The sequence below is a fragment of the Streptacidiphilus sp. EB129 genome, from assembly GCF_041262645.1.
Classification (GTDB): Bacteria; Actinomycetota; Actinomycetes; order Streptomycetales; family Streptomycetaceae; genus Streptacidiphilus.
The window spans coordinates 326,869-343,410 of record NZ_JBGCCS010000001.1 but is presented as its reverse complement, the minus strand read 5'-3'; the positions used below and the strand labels follow the sequence as shown (position 1 = coordinate 343,410).

General features: G+C 72.2%; 15 protein-coding genes. 4 read left to right on the top strand and 11 right to left on the bottom strand.

Features of this window, described 5'->3' with window-relative positions; genetic code table 11:
- Nucleotides 1-56: 56 nt before the first annotated feature.
- Both ABH925_RS01590 and ABH925_RS01585 read right to left on the bottom strand, forming a co-directional pair.
- Complete coding sequence (locus tag ABH925_RS01590) at nucleotides 57-2,336, bottom strand: collagenase (protein ID WP_370144777.1); 2,280 nt, start codon at nucleotides 2,334-2,336, stop codon at nucleotides 57-59.
- A gap of 195 nt (nucleotides 2,337-2,531) precedes the next feature.
- A complete protein-coding gene (locus ABH925_RS01585; protein WP_370144776.1) occupies nucleotides 2,532-3,473 on the bottom strand; it encodes a LysR family transcriptional regulator in 942 nt (313 codons plus the stop codon).
- 365 nt (nucleotides 3,474-3,838) lie between these two features.
- Here ABH925_RS01585 and ABH925_RS01580 point away from each other — a divergent pair, with 365 nt between their 5' ends.
- Nucleotides 3,839-5,185, top strand: a complete 1,347-nt coding sequence (locus tag ABH925_RS01580) for a ricin-type beta-trefoil lectin domain protein (protein WP_370144775.1) — start codon at nucleotides 3,839-3,841, stop codon at nucleotides 5,183-5,185.
- Between the two features lie 114 nt (nucleotides 5,186-5,299).
- On the opposite strand, the gene ABH925_RS01575 is transcribed toward ABH925_RS01580, so the two are convergent.
- The 5 genes from ABH925_RS01575 to ABH925_RS01555 all read right to left on the bottom strand — a co-directional run bounded on the left by ABH925_RS01575 (nucleotide 5,300) and on the right by ABH925_RS01555 (nucleotide 8,753).
- The gene (locus ABH925_RS01575) at nucleotides 5,300-5,710 is read right to left on the bottom strand and encodes a hypothetical protein (RefSeq protein ID WP_370144774.1); all 411 of its coding nucleotides are present in this window, start codon (nucleotides 5,708-5,710) and stop codon (nucleotides 5,300-5,302) included.
- 12 nt (nucleotides 5,711-5,722) lie between these two features.
- The gene (locus tag ABH925_RS01570; protein ID WP_370144773.1) at nucleotides 5,723-6,139 is read right to left on the bottom strand and encodes a cupredoxin domain-containing protein; all 417 of its coding nucleotides are present in this window, start codon (nucleotides 6,137-6,139) and stop codon (nucleotides 5,723-5,725) included.
- Between the two features lie 119 nt (nucleotides 6,140-6,258).
- Nucleotides 6,259-7,104 (bottom strand): ferritin-like domain-containing protein, encoded by an 846-nt coding sequence (locus ABH925_RS01565; protein WP_370144772.1) that lies wholly within the window; start codon nucleotides 7,102-7,104, stop codon nucleotides 6,259-6,261.
- Complete coding sequence (locus ABH925_RS01560; RefSeq protein WP_370144771.1) at nucleotides 7,101-7,883, bottom strand: ferritin-like domain-containing protein; 783 nt, start codon at nucleotides 7,881-7,883, stop codon at nucleotides 7,101-7,103. The genes ABH925_RS01565 and ABH925_RS01560 overlap by 4 nt, the downstream gene beginning before the upstream one ends.
- A 192-nt stretch (nucleotides 7,884-8,075) precedes the next feature.
- Nucleotides 8,076-8,753 (bottom strand): sigma-70 family RNA polymerase sigma factor, encoded by a 678-nt coding sequence (locus ABH925_RS01555; RefSeq protein ID WP_370144770.1) that lies wholly within the window; start codon nucleotides 8,751-8,753, stop codon nucleotides 8,076-8,078.
- Nucleotides 8,754-8,901: 148 nt separating this feature from the next.
- Between ABH925_RS01555 and ABH925_RS01550 the strand changes: the two genes are divergently transcribed.
- The 3 genes from ABH925_RS01550 to lysA all read left to right on the top strand — a co-directional run bounded on the left by ABH925_RS01550 (nucleotide 8,902) and on the right by lysA (nucleotide 11,330).
- Nucleotides 8,902-9,357 carry a hypothetical protein gene (locus tag ABH925_RS01550; protein ID WP_370144769.1) on the top strand — a complete coding sequence of 152 codons (456 nt, stop codon included), beginning with the start codon at nucleotides 8,902-8,904 and terminating at the stop codon, nucleotides 9,355-9,357.
- 194 nt (nucleotides 9,358-9,551) lie between these two features.
- Nucleotides 9,552-9,917: an SAV_915 family protein gene (locus ABH925_RS01545; protein ID WP_370144768.1), complete on the top strand. Its 366-nt coding sequence runs from the start codon at nucleotides 9,552-9,554 to the stop codon at nucleotides 9,915-9,917.
- A gap of 9 nt (nucleotides 9,918-9,926) precedes the next feature.
- A complete protein-coding gene (lysA, locus tag ABH925_RS01540; protein WP_370144767.1) occupies nucleotides 9,927-11,330 on the top strand; it encodes a diaminopimelate decarboxylase in 1,404 nt (467 codons plus the stop codon).
- A gap of 18 nt (nucleotides 11,331-11,348) precedes the next feature.
- On the opposite strand, the gene ABH925_RS01535 is transcribed toward lysA, so the two are convergent.
- The 4 genes from ABH925_RS01535 to ABH925_RS01520 form a co-directional block, all read right to left on the bottom strand.
- Nucleotides 11,349-11,855 carry a molybdopterin-dependent oxidoreductase gene (locus ABH925_RS01535; RefSeq protein ID WP_370144766.1) on the bottom strand — a complete coding sequence of 169 codons (507 nt, stop codon included), beginning with the start codon at nucleotides 11,853-11,855 and terminating at the stop codon, nucleotides 11,349-11,351.
- Between the two features lie 284 nt (nucleotides 11,856-12,139).
- On the bottom strand, nucleotides 12,140-15,061 hold the full coding sequence (locus tag ABH925_RS01530) for an FtsX-like permease family protein (protein ID WP_370144764.1): 2,922 nt from the start codon (nucleotides 15,059-15,061) through the stop codon (nucleotides 12,140-12,142).
- A complete protein-coding gene (locus ABH925_RS01525) occupies nucleotides 15,058-15,834 on the bottom strand; it encodes an ABC transporter ATP-binding protein (RefSeq protein WP_370144763.1) in 777 nt (258 codons plus the stop codon). The genes ABH925_RS01530 and ABH925_RS01525 overlap by 4 nt, the downstream gene beginning before the upstream one ends.
- Nucleotides 15,831-16,508 (bottom strand): PadR family transcriptional regulator, encoded by a 678-nt coding sequence (locus tag ABH925_RS01520; protein WP_370144762.1) that lies wholly within the window; start codon nucleotides 16,506-16,508, stop codon nucleotides 15,831-15,833. The genes ABH925_RS01525 and ABH925_RS01520 overlap by 4 nt, the downstream gene beginning before the upstream one ends.
- Nucleotides 16,509-16,542: the final 34 nt, after the last annotated feature.

The window sequence follows — 16,542 nt, the reverse complement described above, 5'->3', positions numbered from 1 at the left end:
TGCGGCGGAAGCGGCCCCGGTTGCGTGCTCAGTACCGCGCGGTCAGTACTGCGTGCTCAGTACTGCGAGGTCACGGTGACTCCGCTGAACGCGGTGTTGGCGTAGAGGCTGACGTAGCGGTAGCCCGCGTCCGTGTTGGTGACGGTGATGGTCTGGTCGTTCCCGGAACCGGTGGACGCGGCGGTGTGGTCGGCGCTGGTGGCCCAGGTGCTCGGGTTGTAGTAGAGGTAGGCGTTGCCGGTGCCGCCGGTCGTGGTGACCTTCAGCGTCGTGGTGCCGGCCGGGAGGTAGAGGTACAGGTAGTCGGTGTCCCCGGCCGCGGCCGACAGGTCGGCGATGGAGCAGTTCTGGCCCAGCTCACGCGAGTCCGCCCCGGTGCACTGCGGCTCGGTCGGCACCGCGTTGCAGGCGCCGGCCGCGCAGGCGTCGAGCCAGCTGTTGAAGTCGGCGTCGTAGCGGGTGCCGATGCCGGAGTTGTAGACGGCGTAGCCGCCGTTGTAGTCGCCGACGCGGAACTTGGCGAGCATGGCGTACATGTCCTGCGGGTGCTTCTCCCACATGTACCGCACCGCGAGGTAGCCCCAGGGGTACGTCCGGGTGACGTCGCTGTTGGCGTAGGTGTTCTGCCACAGCGTGCTCAGCGCGTAGGTGTGCTTGGCTGCCTCGGCGACCGCCTCGTCGTCGGTCACGCCCCGGTAGGTGTACGAGACGTACTCGGCGATGCCCTCGATCCACCACACGTCGGGGACGGCCGTCTCCGACGCGAAGTCACCCTTGGTGTTGTAGACGGCGTCGAGGTAGTGCGTGAACTCGTGGTTGAGGTTCCAGATCCCGCCGACGAAGCCGTCGTCGGCGCTCTTGACGTACATGATGGACATGGCCTGGTTGTTGGGGTCGGTCGGGTCCCCGGTCAGGGTCATGCCGCCGTTGTTGGTGTCGATCCCGAAGATCACGCCGGCGTAGGTCTGGTAGTCGGCGGGGCTGGCGAAGACGACCAGCTTGATGCTCGACTCGTTCTGGCCGGGGATCGGGCCGGTGGCCTGGACCAGGTTCCGGAAGAACGCGTCCTGGTGCAGGACGCTGCTGCATGCGGCGTCGAGGTCGGCGGCGCTCAGCGACTGCGCCAGGAAGGTGTGCGTCGCGTCGCAGCTGTGGGTGATCGGCAGCGCCGCCGCGGTGAGCTGGGCGGCCAGGTTGCAGGTGCCGTAGTACGAGCAGTTCGCCTGGTCGTAGGCGTCGGCCATCCCGGCGACGCCGACCCACAGCGGTGCGGTCGCCCCGGTCTTCGAGGAGACGTCCAGCAGACCCTTCATCAGCGGGCGTACCTTGCCCTGGAACTCGGTGTGCTGGACGAAGCGGCCGAGCTCTGTCCCGGCGTTGGACTCCAGGTAGGCGTTGCCCGTACCCAGCAGGGCGAGGTGGTTCTGGGCGAAGGCGTCGAGGGTGTCGATGATGCTCGGGTCGGCGTCCACCGCGCTGACGAAGTCCGCGTTCTGGTGGCCCCGGAAGAGCGGGGTGTAGACGTCGTTGACGGCCGCCATCATGCTGTCGACGGCGTCGTAGGAGCTGTTGTATCCGTTGAGCAGTTGCTGGTAGACGCCGAGGTAGCGGCCCTGCAGGTTCGCGCTGTCGGTGAGGACGACCGCGTCGCCCAGGACGTCACCGTTGGCCGCGGTGACGTCGCGGGACTGCGGGTTCGCGAAGAACGCGTCCAGACCGCCCTCCACCGGCGTGGTCAGCGACGCGTCGTAGGCGCCGACGTCGGCCGTGTCGTTGTACTCCACGTAGTAACCGGCGCGCAGGAAGAGGATCAGCTGCCACTCCCCGGTCGAGTCGTCGCCGGGATACGCGGCGGCCGAGCTCTGCAGGGCGTCGGCTATGGCGATCATCTGCGGCTCGCGGAAGGCGTTGGCCGCGTCCGTGCCGGTGACGCCGAAGAGGGTGTTGACGCAGTCGGTGGTCGAGGCCTCGACGAACGACACCAGCGCGGATCCGCTCCGGCTGCCGAAGTCGGCCGGGGTACAGGAGACCGTGGCGGTCCGCGCGGCGCCCTTGGGCCGTACCCCGGCATGCGAGGCGGGGGGCGCCGTCGCCGGAGTCCGCGGCGGGAGCTGGGCCGGAGTCAGCCGGTGCTGCTGGTCGGCGGGTTGGTCGGATCTGGCCAGGGTGCGGCCGGCCGGCGAGAACGAACGAGCGGGCGTCGGGGCCGCGAGCGCCGGCTTGACGGCGCCGCGCGGCTGGGGTGCCGCGAACGCGGGCGTCGTCAGTCCGGCGAGCGCGACGACGGCGGCCAGACCGGCCGCCACGCATCCGGGCAGGGTGGAGCGGTAGCGCATCTGTACTCCTTCATGGATAGATGCGCCTCGAAAGGGTGCTGAGGCGTGAGAGGGACGCTCCCATCGCGCACCTGCCGCCGACAATACGGTGTGACATAGCACTTTGAGGGGCGCCCCATAACACTGCGCGAGCCAGGGCATAGGACGCGCCGCCCCACACCGGATCCCCCGCACCGCATGCCCGCCGCCGGACGATCAGGCGCCCGAGGCCCACGCCTGGAAGTGCGGCGCCTGTGCGATGAGGTCGTGGTAGGCCGCGGTGGCGCAGCTGAAGAGCGTGTCCGCGACCTCGCCGGCCAGGCCGTCCCGGCGCCAGGCCAGCACATAGCGGCACCACAGCGGTGTCCCGGTCAGCGGCTTGATCAGGACGTCGGGGATCGGCCGCAGCGTCGCCTGGACGACCGAGACGCCGAGGCCGTCGGCGATCATGTTCTGCAACTGGAACTGGTCGCCCAGGAACTCATGGACGACCGCCGGGGTGATCCCGGCCGCCTCGCACGCCGCATGGAACACGCCCGGCCAGCCGGCGCCGTCGTCGGGCGTCAGGAACCAGGCGTCGTCGGCCAGGTCGGCGAGGTCGACCTCCAGGCGGTGCCGGAGCCGGTGCCGCGCGGGCAGTGCGACAAAGCACGGCTCGGTCACGATGCCGCGATGCGCCACCGCGTCCGAGTGCCGCAGTCCCAGCCCCGGCTGGTCCGCGGCGATGGCCGCGTCGACCTCGCCCCGCTCCAGGAGTTCAACGATCTCCGAGGACGAGTAGACACTGCTCACGGTGAGCCCGAGGTCGGGGATCCGGTTCCTGATCCGGACCACCATCCCGGACAGGATCGGGGAGTTGGTCGCCGCGATGCGGAGGGTCTGCCGCGTTCCCGGTGTGCTGCCGCGCGGGCGGTGCCCGATCGCGTCCGCCCGCGCCAGCACGTCCCGCGCCTGGGCCAGCACCTCCGCGCCGTACTCCGTCAGCACCACGCCGGACACCCTGCGCTCGAACAGCGACTCGCCGAAGAAGCCCTCGATCCGCCGCAGCTGGGTGCTCATGGCCGGCTGCGAGTAGCCCAGGACCGAGGCGGCCCGGCCCACGCTCCCGGCGTCCGCGATCGCACAGAGCACTCGCAGGTGCCGCAGCTCCAATTCCATCAGCACTCTCCCGCATCAGTACCATCCTCCAGCCGCAGTCTCCTCCCCGGCGCAACTCTCCTCTCCTCCGCCCCACATGAACAGATCACCAACGGAGCGCAGCAGCCACATGGACGGGCCCACGGCGTTCCGCCTTCACAAGGCGAAGGCAGAACCTCCTGCGAAAACCGGGCCTTGGACAACTATTGACGTGTGTCCATGCCAAGGTCGATAGTTCCCTCAGACCACACCCCCATCCGGTGGATCCAGGCGCACCCGGCAGAGAGCGCTCTCCCCCTGGTGCGCCCTTGCTGATCCCCCATCAGTTCAGCGCCGTCGCCGCCGCCCCCACGCGGTCGTGCCAGGCGCACCTCTGGGAGCCGCAGATGATCCGTACCAGTGAACGAACCCCGCGCACCCCACGGCGCGGGCTGTCCCTCCTCCGGCGCGGCCGCAGCTCCGTCCTGCTGGCAACGGTCGCACTCGCCGCGTTCGCCGCCTTCCCCACCGGCGCGAGCGCGGACTCGGTGCCCGGGCCGCCCTCGGGGTGGAGCACCGCGTTCAGCGACAACTTCGCCGGGGCCGCCGGCAGCGGGCCCTCGTCCTCGAACTGGATCTACGACACCGGCCCGGGATCGAACTTCGGGACCGGCGAGATCGAGACCATGACCAACTCCACCAGCAACGTCCACCTCGACGGCAACGGCCACCTGGACATCACCGCCCTCAACAACGGCGGCAACTGGACCTCCGGCCGGATCCAGACGCCCAGCGCGAACGTCGGCGCACCGGCCGGCGGCAAACTGGAGGTCACCGCGTCGATCCAGCAGCCGAACCCTGGCAACGGCCTGGGCTACTGGCCCGCGTTCTGGATGCTGGGACCGGGCCAGTGGCCCGAGAACGGCGAGGTCGACATCATGGAGGACGTCAACGCCCTGTCCCAGGTGGCCGGCACGATCCACTGCGGCACCTACCCCGGTGGCGTGTGCAACGAGGGCAACGGCATCGGCAGCGGGCTGCGTGCCTGCTCGGGCTGCCAGAGCGGTTACCACACCTACTCGATGATCCTGGACCGCACCAACACCTCGGCCGAGACCATCACCTGGTACCTCGACGGGACGCAGTACTTCAGCGTCAGCGAGAGCCAGGTCGGCGCCTCGACCTGGCAGGCGGCCTTCGACCACAACCTGTCGATCATCTTCGACCTGGCCATGGGCGGCGGATTCCCCAACGGCGTCTGCGGCTGCACCAGCCCCAGTTCCTCCACCAGCTCCGGCGGGACCATGAGCGTCGGCTATGTCGCCGCGTACACCACCACCGGCGGAGGCGGGGGCGGTGGCGGCGGCTCGGGCAGCGCGATCACCGGGTACGGCGGCCTGTGCCTGGACGACCGCTCGGCGAGCACCGCCAACTACAACCCGATCCAGGTCTACACCTGCAACGGAACCCCGGCCCAGCAGTGGACCTTCGTCCAGGCCGGCACCACCCTGCACGTGCTGGGCAAGTGCCTGGACATCAACGGAGGCGGCACCGCCGACGGCACCGCCGTGGACCTCTACGACTGCAACAACACCGCGGCCCAGGTCTGGATCCCCCAGTCCAACGGCGCGCTCTACAACCCGCAGTCGAACAAGTGCCTGGACGACACCGGCTGGTCCACCACGCCAGGCACCCAGGTACAGATCTGGGACTGCACCGGTGGCGCCAACCAGCAGTGGAAACTCCCCTCCTGACCTGGTGTCACCGTATTCGGACCCCGGTCCCCGCCGCCGCACCACGGCGTCGGGGGCCGCGTTCGGTCAGGACGCCGTTCGGTCAGGACGCCGTTCGGTCAGGACGCCGTTCGGTCAGGACGCCCGGGCCGGCCGCCGCCGGAACCCGGCGATCAGCAGCGGCGTGAGGGCGACCAGGGCCAGCGCCTGTCCCGCCAGGGCGCGGACCTTGTCGGTGTACCAGATCGGCTCGTACATGTTGGGGAACGGACCGAAGGCACCGAGGTCGTCGTAGCGGTAGACCAGCAGGGCCGCGATGCCGGCCCCGGCGGTCAGCCATCCGAACAGATCGCCCACCGGACGCCGCCAGAGCAAGACCAGCAGGGCGGCCAGTGCCGCTGCCCCGGCTTCGATGCGAAACAGGTCGCCCTGGCTCACGGTGGCGCTGACCAGGTCGTACCGTCCGGCGAGCGAGGCGTGTACGGCGGCGTCGACGGCCAGACCGGCCGCCGCCGCGACCCGCAGGACCAGGTGTGCGACTGCCATCGCCGGCTCTCCTCAGCTCACCGTGAGCATGCCGTGCATGAACGGGTGGATCGTGCAGATGTAGGGGTAGCTGCCCGGCTTGGTCGGCGCGGTGAACGTTCGGCCGGCTCCGGCGTCGACCCGACCGGTGTCGAACGCTCCGGCGGTGGTCGAGGTGACCGTGTGCGTCGTGGAGTCGTGGTTGACCACCGTCACCTTCTGCCCCGGGGAGACCGTCAGTACGGTCGGCTGGAACGCGAAGTTGCTGATCACGATCTGCGCCGCCCCGGACGGCAGCACCGTGCCCGACGACTGAGTGCCCGGCGACTGGGCACCCTGAGCGCCGGCACCGGTACTCCCGGCGGGAGCAGGTGCGCTGCTGGAGCAGGCCGAGAGTGCCGCCGCCACCAGGACTGCGGTGAGCGCGGCACGCAAGGGGGACGATCTCACCGGCTGTTGCCTCCGATCGGCGGTGGGTGGTGCGGCGTTGGAGTTCGGTGGCGCAGAGAGGACGCGTCCTGCCGCCGCCGTGGGCCGGCCTCGTTCGGACGGTGCCGGCCCGGCTGCTGTCACACCGTCAGCAAGCTGGGGGACGCGGCCTTGTCGACGGGCAGGAAGTCGTCCGGCACCGGGTACTGGCCCAGCACGAAGTTGAGGATCGCCGAATGCATCGCCTCGACCGGCGCGATCGAGGCGGCGGTGGCGATCCCGCCCGGGCTGGTCACGTTGTAGGTCGCGAACAGGTACGTCTGCGCGCCCTGGTCCTCCAGCTGCAGGGCGAGCCCGGCGACACCGGCGACGTCGGTCACCGCACCCAGCGCCTTCAGCACCAAGGGCTGGTTGGACAACGGAACATTGGTGATCGCGGGCTTACCGGCCCCGATCAGCACCGCGTTCCAGGCCTTGGCGTGGTCGGCGTGCTGGGCCATCACGGTGGTCGCGAAGGTCGCCACCGCCGGCGGCACCGTGCCCAGCCTGCCCGCCTTCGCCGCGGCGAGCGCCGCCGCATAGGCGCCCACGGCCTGGTTCTCCAACGCCGTGGCCAGCGCCACCAGCTGAAGGTCGCCGGTGTACATGCTGCTGGAGGAGGCCGAAGCGGCCGTGCTGCCGGCCCCTGCCCCGCTACTGGCCCCGGCCGCAACCGCGCTCTTCGAGGACGAGGCGCTGGAGCAGGCCGCCAGCGCGAACGCCGCCACCGCACCTCCGACCCCCAGCAGGACCCGGCGCCGCGAGGCCGCCGGCACGAACGGGGCGGGACCGCCGTGCTGCTGCTCCCGGATCTGCTCGACCAGATCGGCGGCGGAGGTGTTCATCACCGGCAGATACGCCTGGTGCGCCTGGTCCAGGTCCCTGGTCAGCCGGGTGAGCTCGTGCTCGCTGATCGGCAGCTCCCAGCCGCCCTTGCGCTGCGTCACTTGACCGCTCCTTCGCTGACCGGGGAGGCGTTCTTGGTCGGGTAGAACGTGTCGGGGAAGGCGACACTGCCGGCCGCGGCGGGAAGCTTCGCGACATCGGGCGGGAGGACGATCAGCTCCGGGTGGCCGCCCGCGAGCAGCGCCTGCACCGCCAGCAGCGTCGCCCGGTGCTGCGCCTCCACCGGCGCCACCGAGGCGAACAGCTTCCGCAACTGCGGGCTGCTGACCTGGGAGACGTTCCTGGTGTACGTCTGCGCGGCGACGTCCTCCAGGGTGATCGCGAGGTTCACCACATCGGCCGGGCTCTTGATGGAGGGCAGCGTCTGCTTGACGATGGCCGCGTACTTGGGGTCCGGGTTGTTCTGCGCCGCACCACCCGCCTGGGTGGCGGCCGCGTTGAAGGCCTGCCCGTGCGCGGTGTGCTGAGCCGTCGTCTTGGTGATGAACGCGGCGACCGTCTTGTTGCCGTCCTTGATGAACGGCAGCGCGGCCGCGGTGGTGTACACGCTCACCGCCAGGTTCTCGATCGACGCCGCGGTCTGCAGTGCCATCACGTCCACGCTGTTCGCGGCCGCCGTCGCCCGCACCGTACCCAGCAGCGCCGCGCCACCCGCCATCGCCGCCAGCGTGCCACCGCGCTGCCACCAGCGCCGCTGCCCCGCCTGCTCGGTGTAGTCCTCCAGCGCCTCGCGGGTGATCCGCAGAGCATCGCTGTTGAGGTCCTGCGACTGCTCGGTCAGCTCGTCGAGCAACCGGGTGTCGATGCGCTCCTGGCCCATCACGCCCCATCTCCGTCCAGGTCAGCCCGCACCATCGCGGGCATCTGCACCACCATTCGGGACGGAGGGCCGAGGAGACGGGTCGCAGCGCCGGAGGCGTGGTCCCAGTTCACCCGGGTGGGCGAGCACCCGGGTGGGCGAGCACCCGGGTGGGCCAGCGCGGCGCCCCGGTCGCCCGGCGGACCCGCCGCGTCAGGCGAGGAGGCGGCGCAGGTCGGCCTGGGCGCGCTCGACGAGACTTCGGGCGGTGTGGCCGGACACGCCGAGCTCGCGGCCGATCTGCCGGAACGAGCGCTCCGGCTGGTCGTCCAGGCCGTAGCGGAGCACCAGCGCGTCGGCCTGGCGCGGCTCCATCCGTGCCAGGGCGGCGCGGGCCGCGCCGATGAAGTCCCCTGCCACGGTGGCGTGTTCGGGGTCGGTGAGGGTGTAGCCGGGTGCGGGCAGTTCCTCGTCCTCCTCGGGACCGGTGGTCCGCAGTTGCCGGTGCAGCCCCGCGACGGTGGCGGGTGAGATGCCCAGGGCGGCGGCGGCCAGGCTGAGGCTGTCGGAGTGTTCGTCCAGCGCGCGCCGCAGGGCGACCGTGCGCCCGACGAGGTCGGCGGGCAGGACGGCGGGGAACTCCTGCTGGGAGATCGCGCGCTGGATCTCCTTGCGTACCCAGGTGTGCGCGTACGCCCCGAACGGGACGGCGCGCTCGGGTTCGAACCGGGCCGCCGCGATCAGCAGCCCGAGGATCCCGGCCTGCCGCAGGTCCGCCCGGTCGAGATGCCAGGTTCGGTAGCGGGCGGCCTCACGTTCGACGAGGTGGCCGTGCCCGGCGACGAGGCGCTCACGCTCCACGACGTCCGGGTCGGCCGGATGGCTGCTCACCGCTTCGCCCTCCTGGGGTTCGATGCCGGTCCGGGTGCACTCGCTCTACCGATACCGGGCCGCCCACCGAATGCGAGGTTCGCATCGCCCGCTCTCGCCGGTATCAATCCCGGAGACCGAGCACCACCCCACTCCGGAAGGCCGGCTCATGTCCGATGTCAGCAGCTCCCCCTGGCAGGCGATCCACCTCGTCCCGTACGGGGCGATCCTGCATGTTCCGGCGGGATGGGAGGCGCTGCCTCCCGTTCCGGCCAACGGGCCCGAGATCATGCGGGCGACCGGCGGTCCCGGCCGGAACCTGATCGTCTTCAAGGTCCCGGCCCGGGACCTGACCGCGGCGGGCGTCGCCGACACGGCGCAGGAACGGCTCTCCGCCCACGGGTACGGCGACTTCACCCGCACCGAGGTCCGCTTCGCCGACCGTCCGGGCGTGGCGCTGGACTTCGTCACCCGCAGCAGCAAGGGCACCGTCATCTACCGGACCCGGGAGTACTTCGCCGTACGCGACAACGCGGCCTTCGTGTTCGGCATGGGAAGCGCGACCTGGGAGGAGCACCTGCCGTTGATCGAGGAGATCGCGGCGCGCTTCGAACTCGTGGACTGAGCCGTACGGAGCAGCCGCCGCGATCCGCGCCGGGAGGCGCCCGTCGCCAGCGTTGCGTCAATGCCGCCCCCGTCCCTGTCAACGTCGCGTCAGGGAGGGCTCCGGCCTCTGGATCATGGGGTTAGCGTCAGTCCCGTGCCCCGGCGGAACGTTCCGGACCGGGGCCCCGATCCTGCCTCAGCAAGGAGACCGCCATGGTGGCGCACCTGTACGGAGACGACCCGGAGCCCGACGAACCGTGCCCGGCCGGAATGCTGCTGGTGCCGGTCCGGTCGGGTCCCGCCGGGTTCGTGGCCCGGGTGTTCCGCACGCCCCTCGGCGAGCGGACGGCGGTCGGCTTCACCACCCGTACCCGGCTGGCGGCGACGCTGGGCCCGGACCAGGCCTGGCTCCCGCTGTCCGAGGCGGCACTGCGCGACCTCACCGTGCCGCTGGGCGTCGCCACGCTCACCGTGGACCCGCAGTTCGCCGCGTCCCCCGTGACCCCGGTCCCCGCGCCCGCCCCCTGGCCGGCCCACGGCACCCGACCCGCCGGCGCGCTCCGCGCGCACGCGGCCTGAGGAGAAGGCATGATGGCTGTTCCGCTGACCGCGCCCCGCACCGAGCCGCACGCCGTCGACAACTCGCGGGTCCACAACTCGCGGGTCGACAACTCCCGGCTCGACAGTTCCCCGGCCGACGACTCCCTGTCGGTCTGGCCCGCCTCCGCCCGCCCGGCTCCGCACGGCGACGTCACCGTGGCCGGTGTGGCACTGACCGAGATCGCCGACCGCTTCGGCACCCCCGCCTACGTCCTGGACGAGGGTGAGGTGCGCCGCCGCTGCCGGCAGTACCGCCAGGCCTTCCCCGACAGCGACGTGCTCTACGCCGCCAAGGCCTTCCTGTGCCGGGCGATGGCCAACTGGGTCGAGGACGAGGGCCTGGGCCTGGACGTCTGCTCCGCGGGCGAACTGGAGCTCGCCGTCATCGCCGGATTCCCGCCCGAACGGATCGTGCTGCACGGCAACGCCAAGAGCCCCCAGGACCTGGACGCCGCGCTGCGGCTGGGCGTCGGGCGCATCGTCGTCGACAGCGCCGGCGAGATCGCCCGCCTGGCCGCGAACGTCGCGGACGGCACCCGGCAGAAAGTCATGGTGCGGGTGGTTCCGGGCCTCGCCGCGGGCAGCCACGCGGCCCTGCGCACCGGCACCGAGGACCAGAAGTTCGGCCTGTCGATCACCGACGGCTCGGCCCAGCACGCCGTGACGCGGATCCTGGAGCAGCCCCGGCTGGAACTGGTGGGCCTGCACTGCCACCTGGGCTCGCAGATCACCACCGCCAAGCCGTACCTGCTCGCGGTGCGCCGGATGGTCGGTCTGATGGCACGCATCAGGGACCAGCACGGCGTGGCCCTGCCGCAACTGGACCTCGGCGGCGGGCACGCGGTCGCCTACCGCCCCGGGGAGGAGGCCCCGGACATCGCCACCCTGGGCGCACGGATCCGCGCCGAGCTCACCGCAGGCTGCCTGGCCGCCGGGCTGCCGGAACCGCGCCTGGCCATCGAGCCCGGCCGTGCCATCGCCGGCCCGGCCGGGGTGGCCCTGTACCGGGTGCTGGCCGTCAAGCACACCGGCCACCACACCTTCGTCGCCGTGGACGGCGGCATGAGCGACAACCCCCGCCCTGCCCTGTACGGAGTCCGCTACGCACCCCGCGTGGTCGGCCGACCCGTCACCGCGACCACCACCGTGACCGTGGTCGGCCGGCACTGCGAAGCCGGTGACGTCATCGCCGCCGACGTCCCGCTTCCGGCCGACACCCGCCCCGGCGACCTGCTCGCCGTACCCGTCGCGGGCGCCTACCACCTCTCCATGGCCTCCGGCTACAACCTGGTCGGCCGCCCGCCCGTCGTCGCCGTCGACAAGGGCCGGGCCCGGCTGCTGATCCGGCGTGAATCGCTGGCCGACATCCGCAACCGCGACGTCGGACTGTAGCGAGGCGCTCGGCCCGCCTCACACGCCGGCGGGCTCGTTGCGGGCGTCGACGCAGGCAGGGGTGGCGGCGGCCGCCGGCTGCCAGGCGTGCAGGGGGCCGACCCACACGGCGGTGACGGCGCTGATGTAGCGGGCGCCGCAGCTGTCGGTGGGGACCACGAGCTGCGGTCCGGTCGCGTCGAGCGGACGGCCGTCGATGCTGGTCGCCAGCAGGAACTGCTGGCCGCTGAACTCGGGGTCGATCTCGGCCCAGGACAGCAGCGCGAAGTGGCCGTCCGCGCCGGTGACGGTCAGCAGGTGACCCAGTCTGGCCTTGCGCGTGGCGGACTCGGGTCTCGGCCGGGTGGTGTGCAGGACGTCCCAGAGCCGGGGCCCCTCGAAGGTGTGGTGCTGCGGCCAGCTGGTGCGGCAGTCGAAGGTGACCCGGGCGTGGTGGGAGGGCAGGGCGCGCAACTGCTGCACCGTCAGCTCCGCGGGCTGGTCGATGTGGCCGTGCCAGCGGACGGCGGGGGTGGAGCGGTTCATGGCGGGACCCCTTTCCAAGCGGCACGTTCCGAGGTGGCACGCAGCACGGCTGTGGATGCCGTACCCAGCCAGGGACAGCGTGAACCGCATCCCGTACGGCAGCAGGGGCAAATCCCTCGCACATGCCAGGCCAGACGGGCTTCTTGCCCTGCATCCGCCGCCACCGGTCCGCCGGGCCACCGCGCCACCGCGCCACCGGGCCACCGACGTCACCGCGCCGCCGGCCCCGGCCCAGGGTGTCCTGGGCGGGGCCGGCGGCGCATCGGAAGGGACGCGGGACCGGTTCAGCCGCTGCGGCGGGTCAGTCCCAGCCGGGAGCGGGTGAGGCCTGCGGCCAGCAGCCAGGCGAGCAGCGGCAGTCCGACCGCCATCAGCACCAGATCCGTCCAGGGCACCACGAGGGGCTGGGTCCCCAGTTCGATGGCACCGCTCGTGTCGAAACTCGCCATGGTGCCGAGGTTCTGGACCCGCTGGATCGCGACCGCGGGCACGAACCCGGCCAGGACCCCCATCACCGCGCCCATCGCCGCGATCACCCCGCACTGGAACCCGGAGAGCCTGCGCCGGATTCCCGGCGCCGCACCCACCGCGGCGAGCGTGGCCAGGTCGCCCTGGGAGTCCGCCGAGGCCAGCCCGGTCGCGATCCCGGCCGCCGCGACCGCCACCACCGAGGCGATGACGGCGAGGCCCAGCACGATGGCGCTCCTGTTGCTCGCCTGATACCCGCGCTCGACGCTCACGGCTGCGTTGTCGTTGATCCTGGCGACCGCTGCCGAGGCCCGCTGCTCGTCCGCCGAGGACGGCACCGCGGCGGGCAGCCACACCGAGTCGTCCGCCTCGACCGTCAGACCCGACGAGGCGGCGAGGGACGCGGGCAGCACCGCCTGCACGAACGGCAGCTTCGCGTCGACCGCGACTCCGGGCACGTCCAGCGTGCTGGACTTGTTGCCCTCCGGCCCGGTGGCGCCGAATCGGATGAGCGCCAGGGTCACCCTGCCGTTGTTGAGGAAGCGCGGGTCGAAGACCACGGCCTTTCCTGCGGCGAGCGCCCGGACGGCGGCCGGGTCGTCCACGCCGAGCAGGTTGTGCAGCACGGTCGCGTCGCCGGTGATCAGCGAGTCCATCGCCGTGGACACCGCCCGGCTCGGCCGGCAGCGCGGGTCGGTCGCCAGCAGCCGCTTCGCCTCGTCGGTCGGGAGCGTCCCGGAGATGTAGCCGTTCGTCTGTTCCGTCCCCGGACACATGGCCGCGTCGGCCACCTTCAGCGACGCCGACCCGCAGGAGCCGCCCGGCGTCCCGTCGCACTTTCCGTAGGTGAGTTCCTGCAGGTCGGCACGCCGCCCCAGGCCGGGTATGGACTGCTCCACCGCCGACCGGAGGGAGTCGGCACGACCGCTGTGGTCGATCAGGGTCACCGCCCCGGGCAGAGCCGAGGGCGCGTAGTTGGCCCGGCTGGCGGCGTCACTGCTCGACTGGAAGATCAGCACCGCGACCGCCCCCGCGACGGCGGCGAGCACGGCGGCCACGGCCGGCGCGGTGCGGCCACGGTTGCGGGTCGCGTCGCGCAGGGCCAGCCGCGGGCCCAGCGGCAGCAGCGGGCTGAGCCTGCCGAACAGGCTCACCAGGAAGGGGGTACAGGCGACGAGGCCGAGTTCCGCGAGCATGGAGCCGGCCATCACCACCCGGCTCCGCTCCCCGGCGACCGCCCCGAGCAGTGCTAGCGCCGTGCCGCCGGCGAAGGCGACGATGCCGAGCAGGGTGAACCACTTCGCCGGCGGCCGGGTCTTGCCGCGCCCGGTCAGCGCCAGGACCACATTCTGCCGCGCCGCCTGGATCGCCGGGACGATCGCCGCCAGCATGCCGGTGACGACGCCCAGCGCGACGACCGCCACCAGGTCGCCCGGTGCCAGTACGAAGCCGCCGAAGCGCGACCCGGCCTTGGTCTCCAGCCAGTTCCGCCCCAGCGCCACCGCGACGGCGCCGAGCACCATCCCGACGCCGGCTCCGGCGACGCCCAGCACGACGCCGCCGCCGAGGACCACCCCGCGGATGTGCGCGCGATCGCCTCCACCCGCCGCGATCAGGCCGAGCTGCCGCCGGGAGCGGCGCGCGCCGACCGCGAAGGCGGGACCGGCCAGCAGGACGATCTCCAGCAGGGCCATGCCGACCACGGTGCCGAGGATGGTCTCCGTCTTGCTGCTCATCAGGCCGGAGTCGTTCAGCAGGCCGGGCTGTGTCCGGTAGATCGGAACGGCGCTCTGCGGCGGCGGATCGGCGAGCACCGCCCGGGAGGCCACCATGAGCCCGTAGGAGTTGGCCTGCTGGACCTGGCTCCAGCTGAAGGCCGCGTGGCCGGGGAGGGCGACCAGCCACGCCTGGGCGGCACCGTCACCGCCGGGCGCGGCGGCAGCGTTGCCGCCGGCACCGCCGCCGGGGCCCGACGCGGTCGGCGAGGCCGAACCGTTCGGGCTCTGGGCGGCTGCGGAGCCGCCCTTGCCCGCGGCCCCGGCGGCGAGCAGTCCGGCCAGTTCGCCGGGCCGGCCGACCAGCCGCACCGTGCTCAGATCGCCGGGGAACTCGATCTCCGCGGTGATGGTCAGCGCCTGGGTGGTGCCCTGGAGGGTCGTGGTCTGACCGACCTTCAGGCCCGACTTGGCCAGGAACGCCGAGGTCGCCGAGATCTCGTAGGGCGCCTTCGGCCAGGCTCCCTGACGGAGCGTGACCAGACCGCTCGCGGCCGGATCGGCCAGGTCCACGCCCTCGGTCTCCACCCGGTCCTGGCCGTAGGACGTGCTCGTGGTGGCCATGCCGCCCGGCGGGTCCACCGGCAGCAGCCGGGCACCGGTCGGCAGCGCGGCGTTGAGCAGCTGGTCCAGCGGCATCTTCGCCCGGGCCGCCTCCTCGGCGGTGGGCTTGGGCTGCGGGCCCTTCTCCGACAGGTAGTCGATCGAGATGGTCGGATCAGGCGTCTGCTCCAGCCGCCAGCCGGGCCGCGAGCCGACGCTGACGTAGGCGTCGGCCGCACCCATCTTCCGGGTGGCCACCTCCTGCGCTGACAGGCTCGTGCTGCGGGCGGTGACGTCGGCGGCGGTGACCCCGAGGACCGGAATCGCGATCATCGCGACGACCAGGGCGCTGCGCCCCTTGGCCCGGAGGGCGTCGCGGCGCGCGATGCGCAGGGCGACGCGTAGTGCGGAGAGCTTCACCGGCCGTGCCCTCCGTGGGAGCGCGGCGGCACGACGCTGAGCAGCGCCTCGGCCGGCTGCGGCGCGGACTCGTCCACGAGCCGGCCGTCGCGCAGGAAGACCACCCGGTCGGCCCAGGCCGCGTGCCGCGCCTCATGGGTCACCATGACCACCGCCGCCCCCGCGTCACAGCGCGTGCGCAGCACCGACAGCACCGCCTCTCCCGTGGTCGAGTCGAGCGCACCGGTCGGTTCGTCCGCGAGCAGCAGGCGCCGCTCGCCGATCAGGGCGCGGGCGATGGCGACCCGCTGCTGCTGGCCACCCGACATCTCGTCGGGGAACCGGTGGGCGAGGTCGGCGATGCCGATCTCGCCCAGGGCCGCCAGCGCTTCGGCGCGGGCCTTGCGCCCGGACAGCCCGTCCAGCTCGCGCGGCAGCGAGACGTTCTCCGCGGCCGTGAGCGCCGGTATCAGGTTGAAGTCCTGGAACACGTAGCCGATCGCGCGGCGGCGCACCGCGGCCAGGCCCTTGCGCGACAGCGTCCCCAGGTCCTGCCCCTCGACCAGGACCTGGCCGGAGGTGGCGCCGTCCAGCCCGCCGGCGATGGTGAGCAGTGTGGACTTGCCGGAGCCGCTGGGCCCCATCACCGCCACGAACTCACCCGGGAGCACCCCCAGGTGGATACTGCTCAGCGCGTGGACCGCGGCCTCGCCCTGCCCGTGCACCCGGGACACGTCCTGCAACCGCAGGATCGCTCCCCCTGTTTCCCGCTTCTGTGTGCTGGTCGTGCTCATCGTCCCTTGGTTCCCTTTCGTATGGCCCCGGACCTGGTACGGGTCAGTGCGGCGGGCTCGGCGGCCTGGGCGGCCCCGGCGGCCTGGGCGGGAGCGTCCCCCGCCTCCGACGCGGCTCGCGCTCTCCCTGCCAGACCCGCGTGTCGAACGAGCCGGGTCTCGCAGTGATCCAGCCAGCGGACCTCTGCCTCCGCCTGGAAGATCAGCTGGTCCAGGACCAGCAGCCAGGCCAGGTCGCGGCTCTCCGCGGCCGGGTCCTCCAGCTCGGCCAGCGCGCGCGCCTTGAGCCGGGTGTAGTCCTGCAGGGCGTGCACGGTGTGGACGCGCTGGGCCTGGACGACCGCGGCGACGTCGACGCCGGGCACGGTGACGGCCATCGCGAGTTTGATCGCGAGCTCGTCGCGCGGCGGGTTGTCGCGCCGGACCGGGGTGTCGAACCAGCTGTGCAGTTCCCTGCGTCCCTGGTCGGTGATCGTGTAGTAGACGTGCCCCTCGCCGTCCTCACCGGACGGGCTGACCAGGCTGTCGCGTTCGAGGCGCCCGAGGGTGGTGTAGACCTGGCCGACGTTCAGCGGCCAGGTGGCACCGGTGCGGGCCTCGAACTCGGTTCTGAGCTGGTAGCCGTAGCGCGGCCCCTGGTCGAGCAGCGCGAGCAGGCCATGACGGATTGACATACTCAGTATGTATACCCGGTATGCACGCCCATCA

Bases quoted from the DNA above. Each gene is read 5' to 3' on its own strand.
- ABH925_RS01525 (WP_370144763.1), bottom strand. From the start codon at position 15,834: ATGAGCACGACCAGCACACAGAAGCGGGAAACAGGGGGAGCGATCCTG.
- ABH925_RS01550 (WP_370144769.1), top strand. From the start codon at position 8,902: ATGTCCGATGTCAGCAGCTCCCCCTGGCAGGCGATCCACCTCGTCCCG.
- ABH925_RS01535 (WP_370144766.1), bottom strand. From the start codon at position 11,855: ATGAACCGCTCCACCCCCGCCGTCCGCTGGCACGGCCACATCGACCAG.
- ABH925_RS01520 (WP_370144762.1), bottom strand. From the start codon at position 16,508: ATGTCAATCCGTCATGGCCTGCTCGCGCTGCTCGACCAGGGGCCGCGC.
- lysA (WP_370144767.1), top strand. From the start codon at position 9,927: ATGATGGCTGTTCCGCTGACCGCGCCCCGCACCGAGCCGCACGCCGTC.
- ABH925_RS01545 (WP_370144768.1), top strand. From the start codon at position 9,552: ATGGTGGCGCACCTGTACGGAGACGACCCGGAGCCCGACGAACCGTGC.
- ABH925_RS01590 (WP_370144777.1), bottom strand. From the start codon at position 2,336: ATGCGCTACCGCTCCACCCTGCCCGGATGCGTGGCGGCCGGTCTGGCC.
- ABH925_RS01560 (WP_370144771.1), bottom strand. From the start codon at position 7,883: ATGGGCCAGGAGCGCATCGACACCCGGTTGCTCGACGAGCTGACCGAG.
- ABH925_RS01585 (WP_370144776.1), bottom strand. From the start codon at position 3,473: ATGGAATTGGAGCTGCGGCACCTGCGAGTGCTCTGTGCGATCGCGGAC.
- ABH925_RS01575 (WP_370144774.1), bottom strand. From the start codon at position 5,710: ATGGCAGTCGCACACCTGGTCCTGCGGGTCGCGGCGGCGGCCGGTCTG.
- ABH925_RS01580 (WP_370144775.1), top strand. From the start codon at position 3,839: ATGATCCGTACCAGTGAACGAACCCCGCGCACCCCACGGCGCGGGCTG.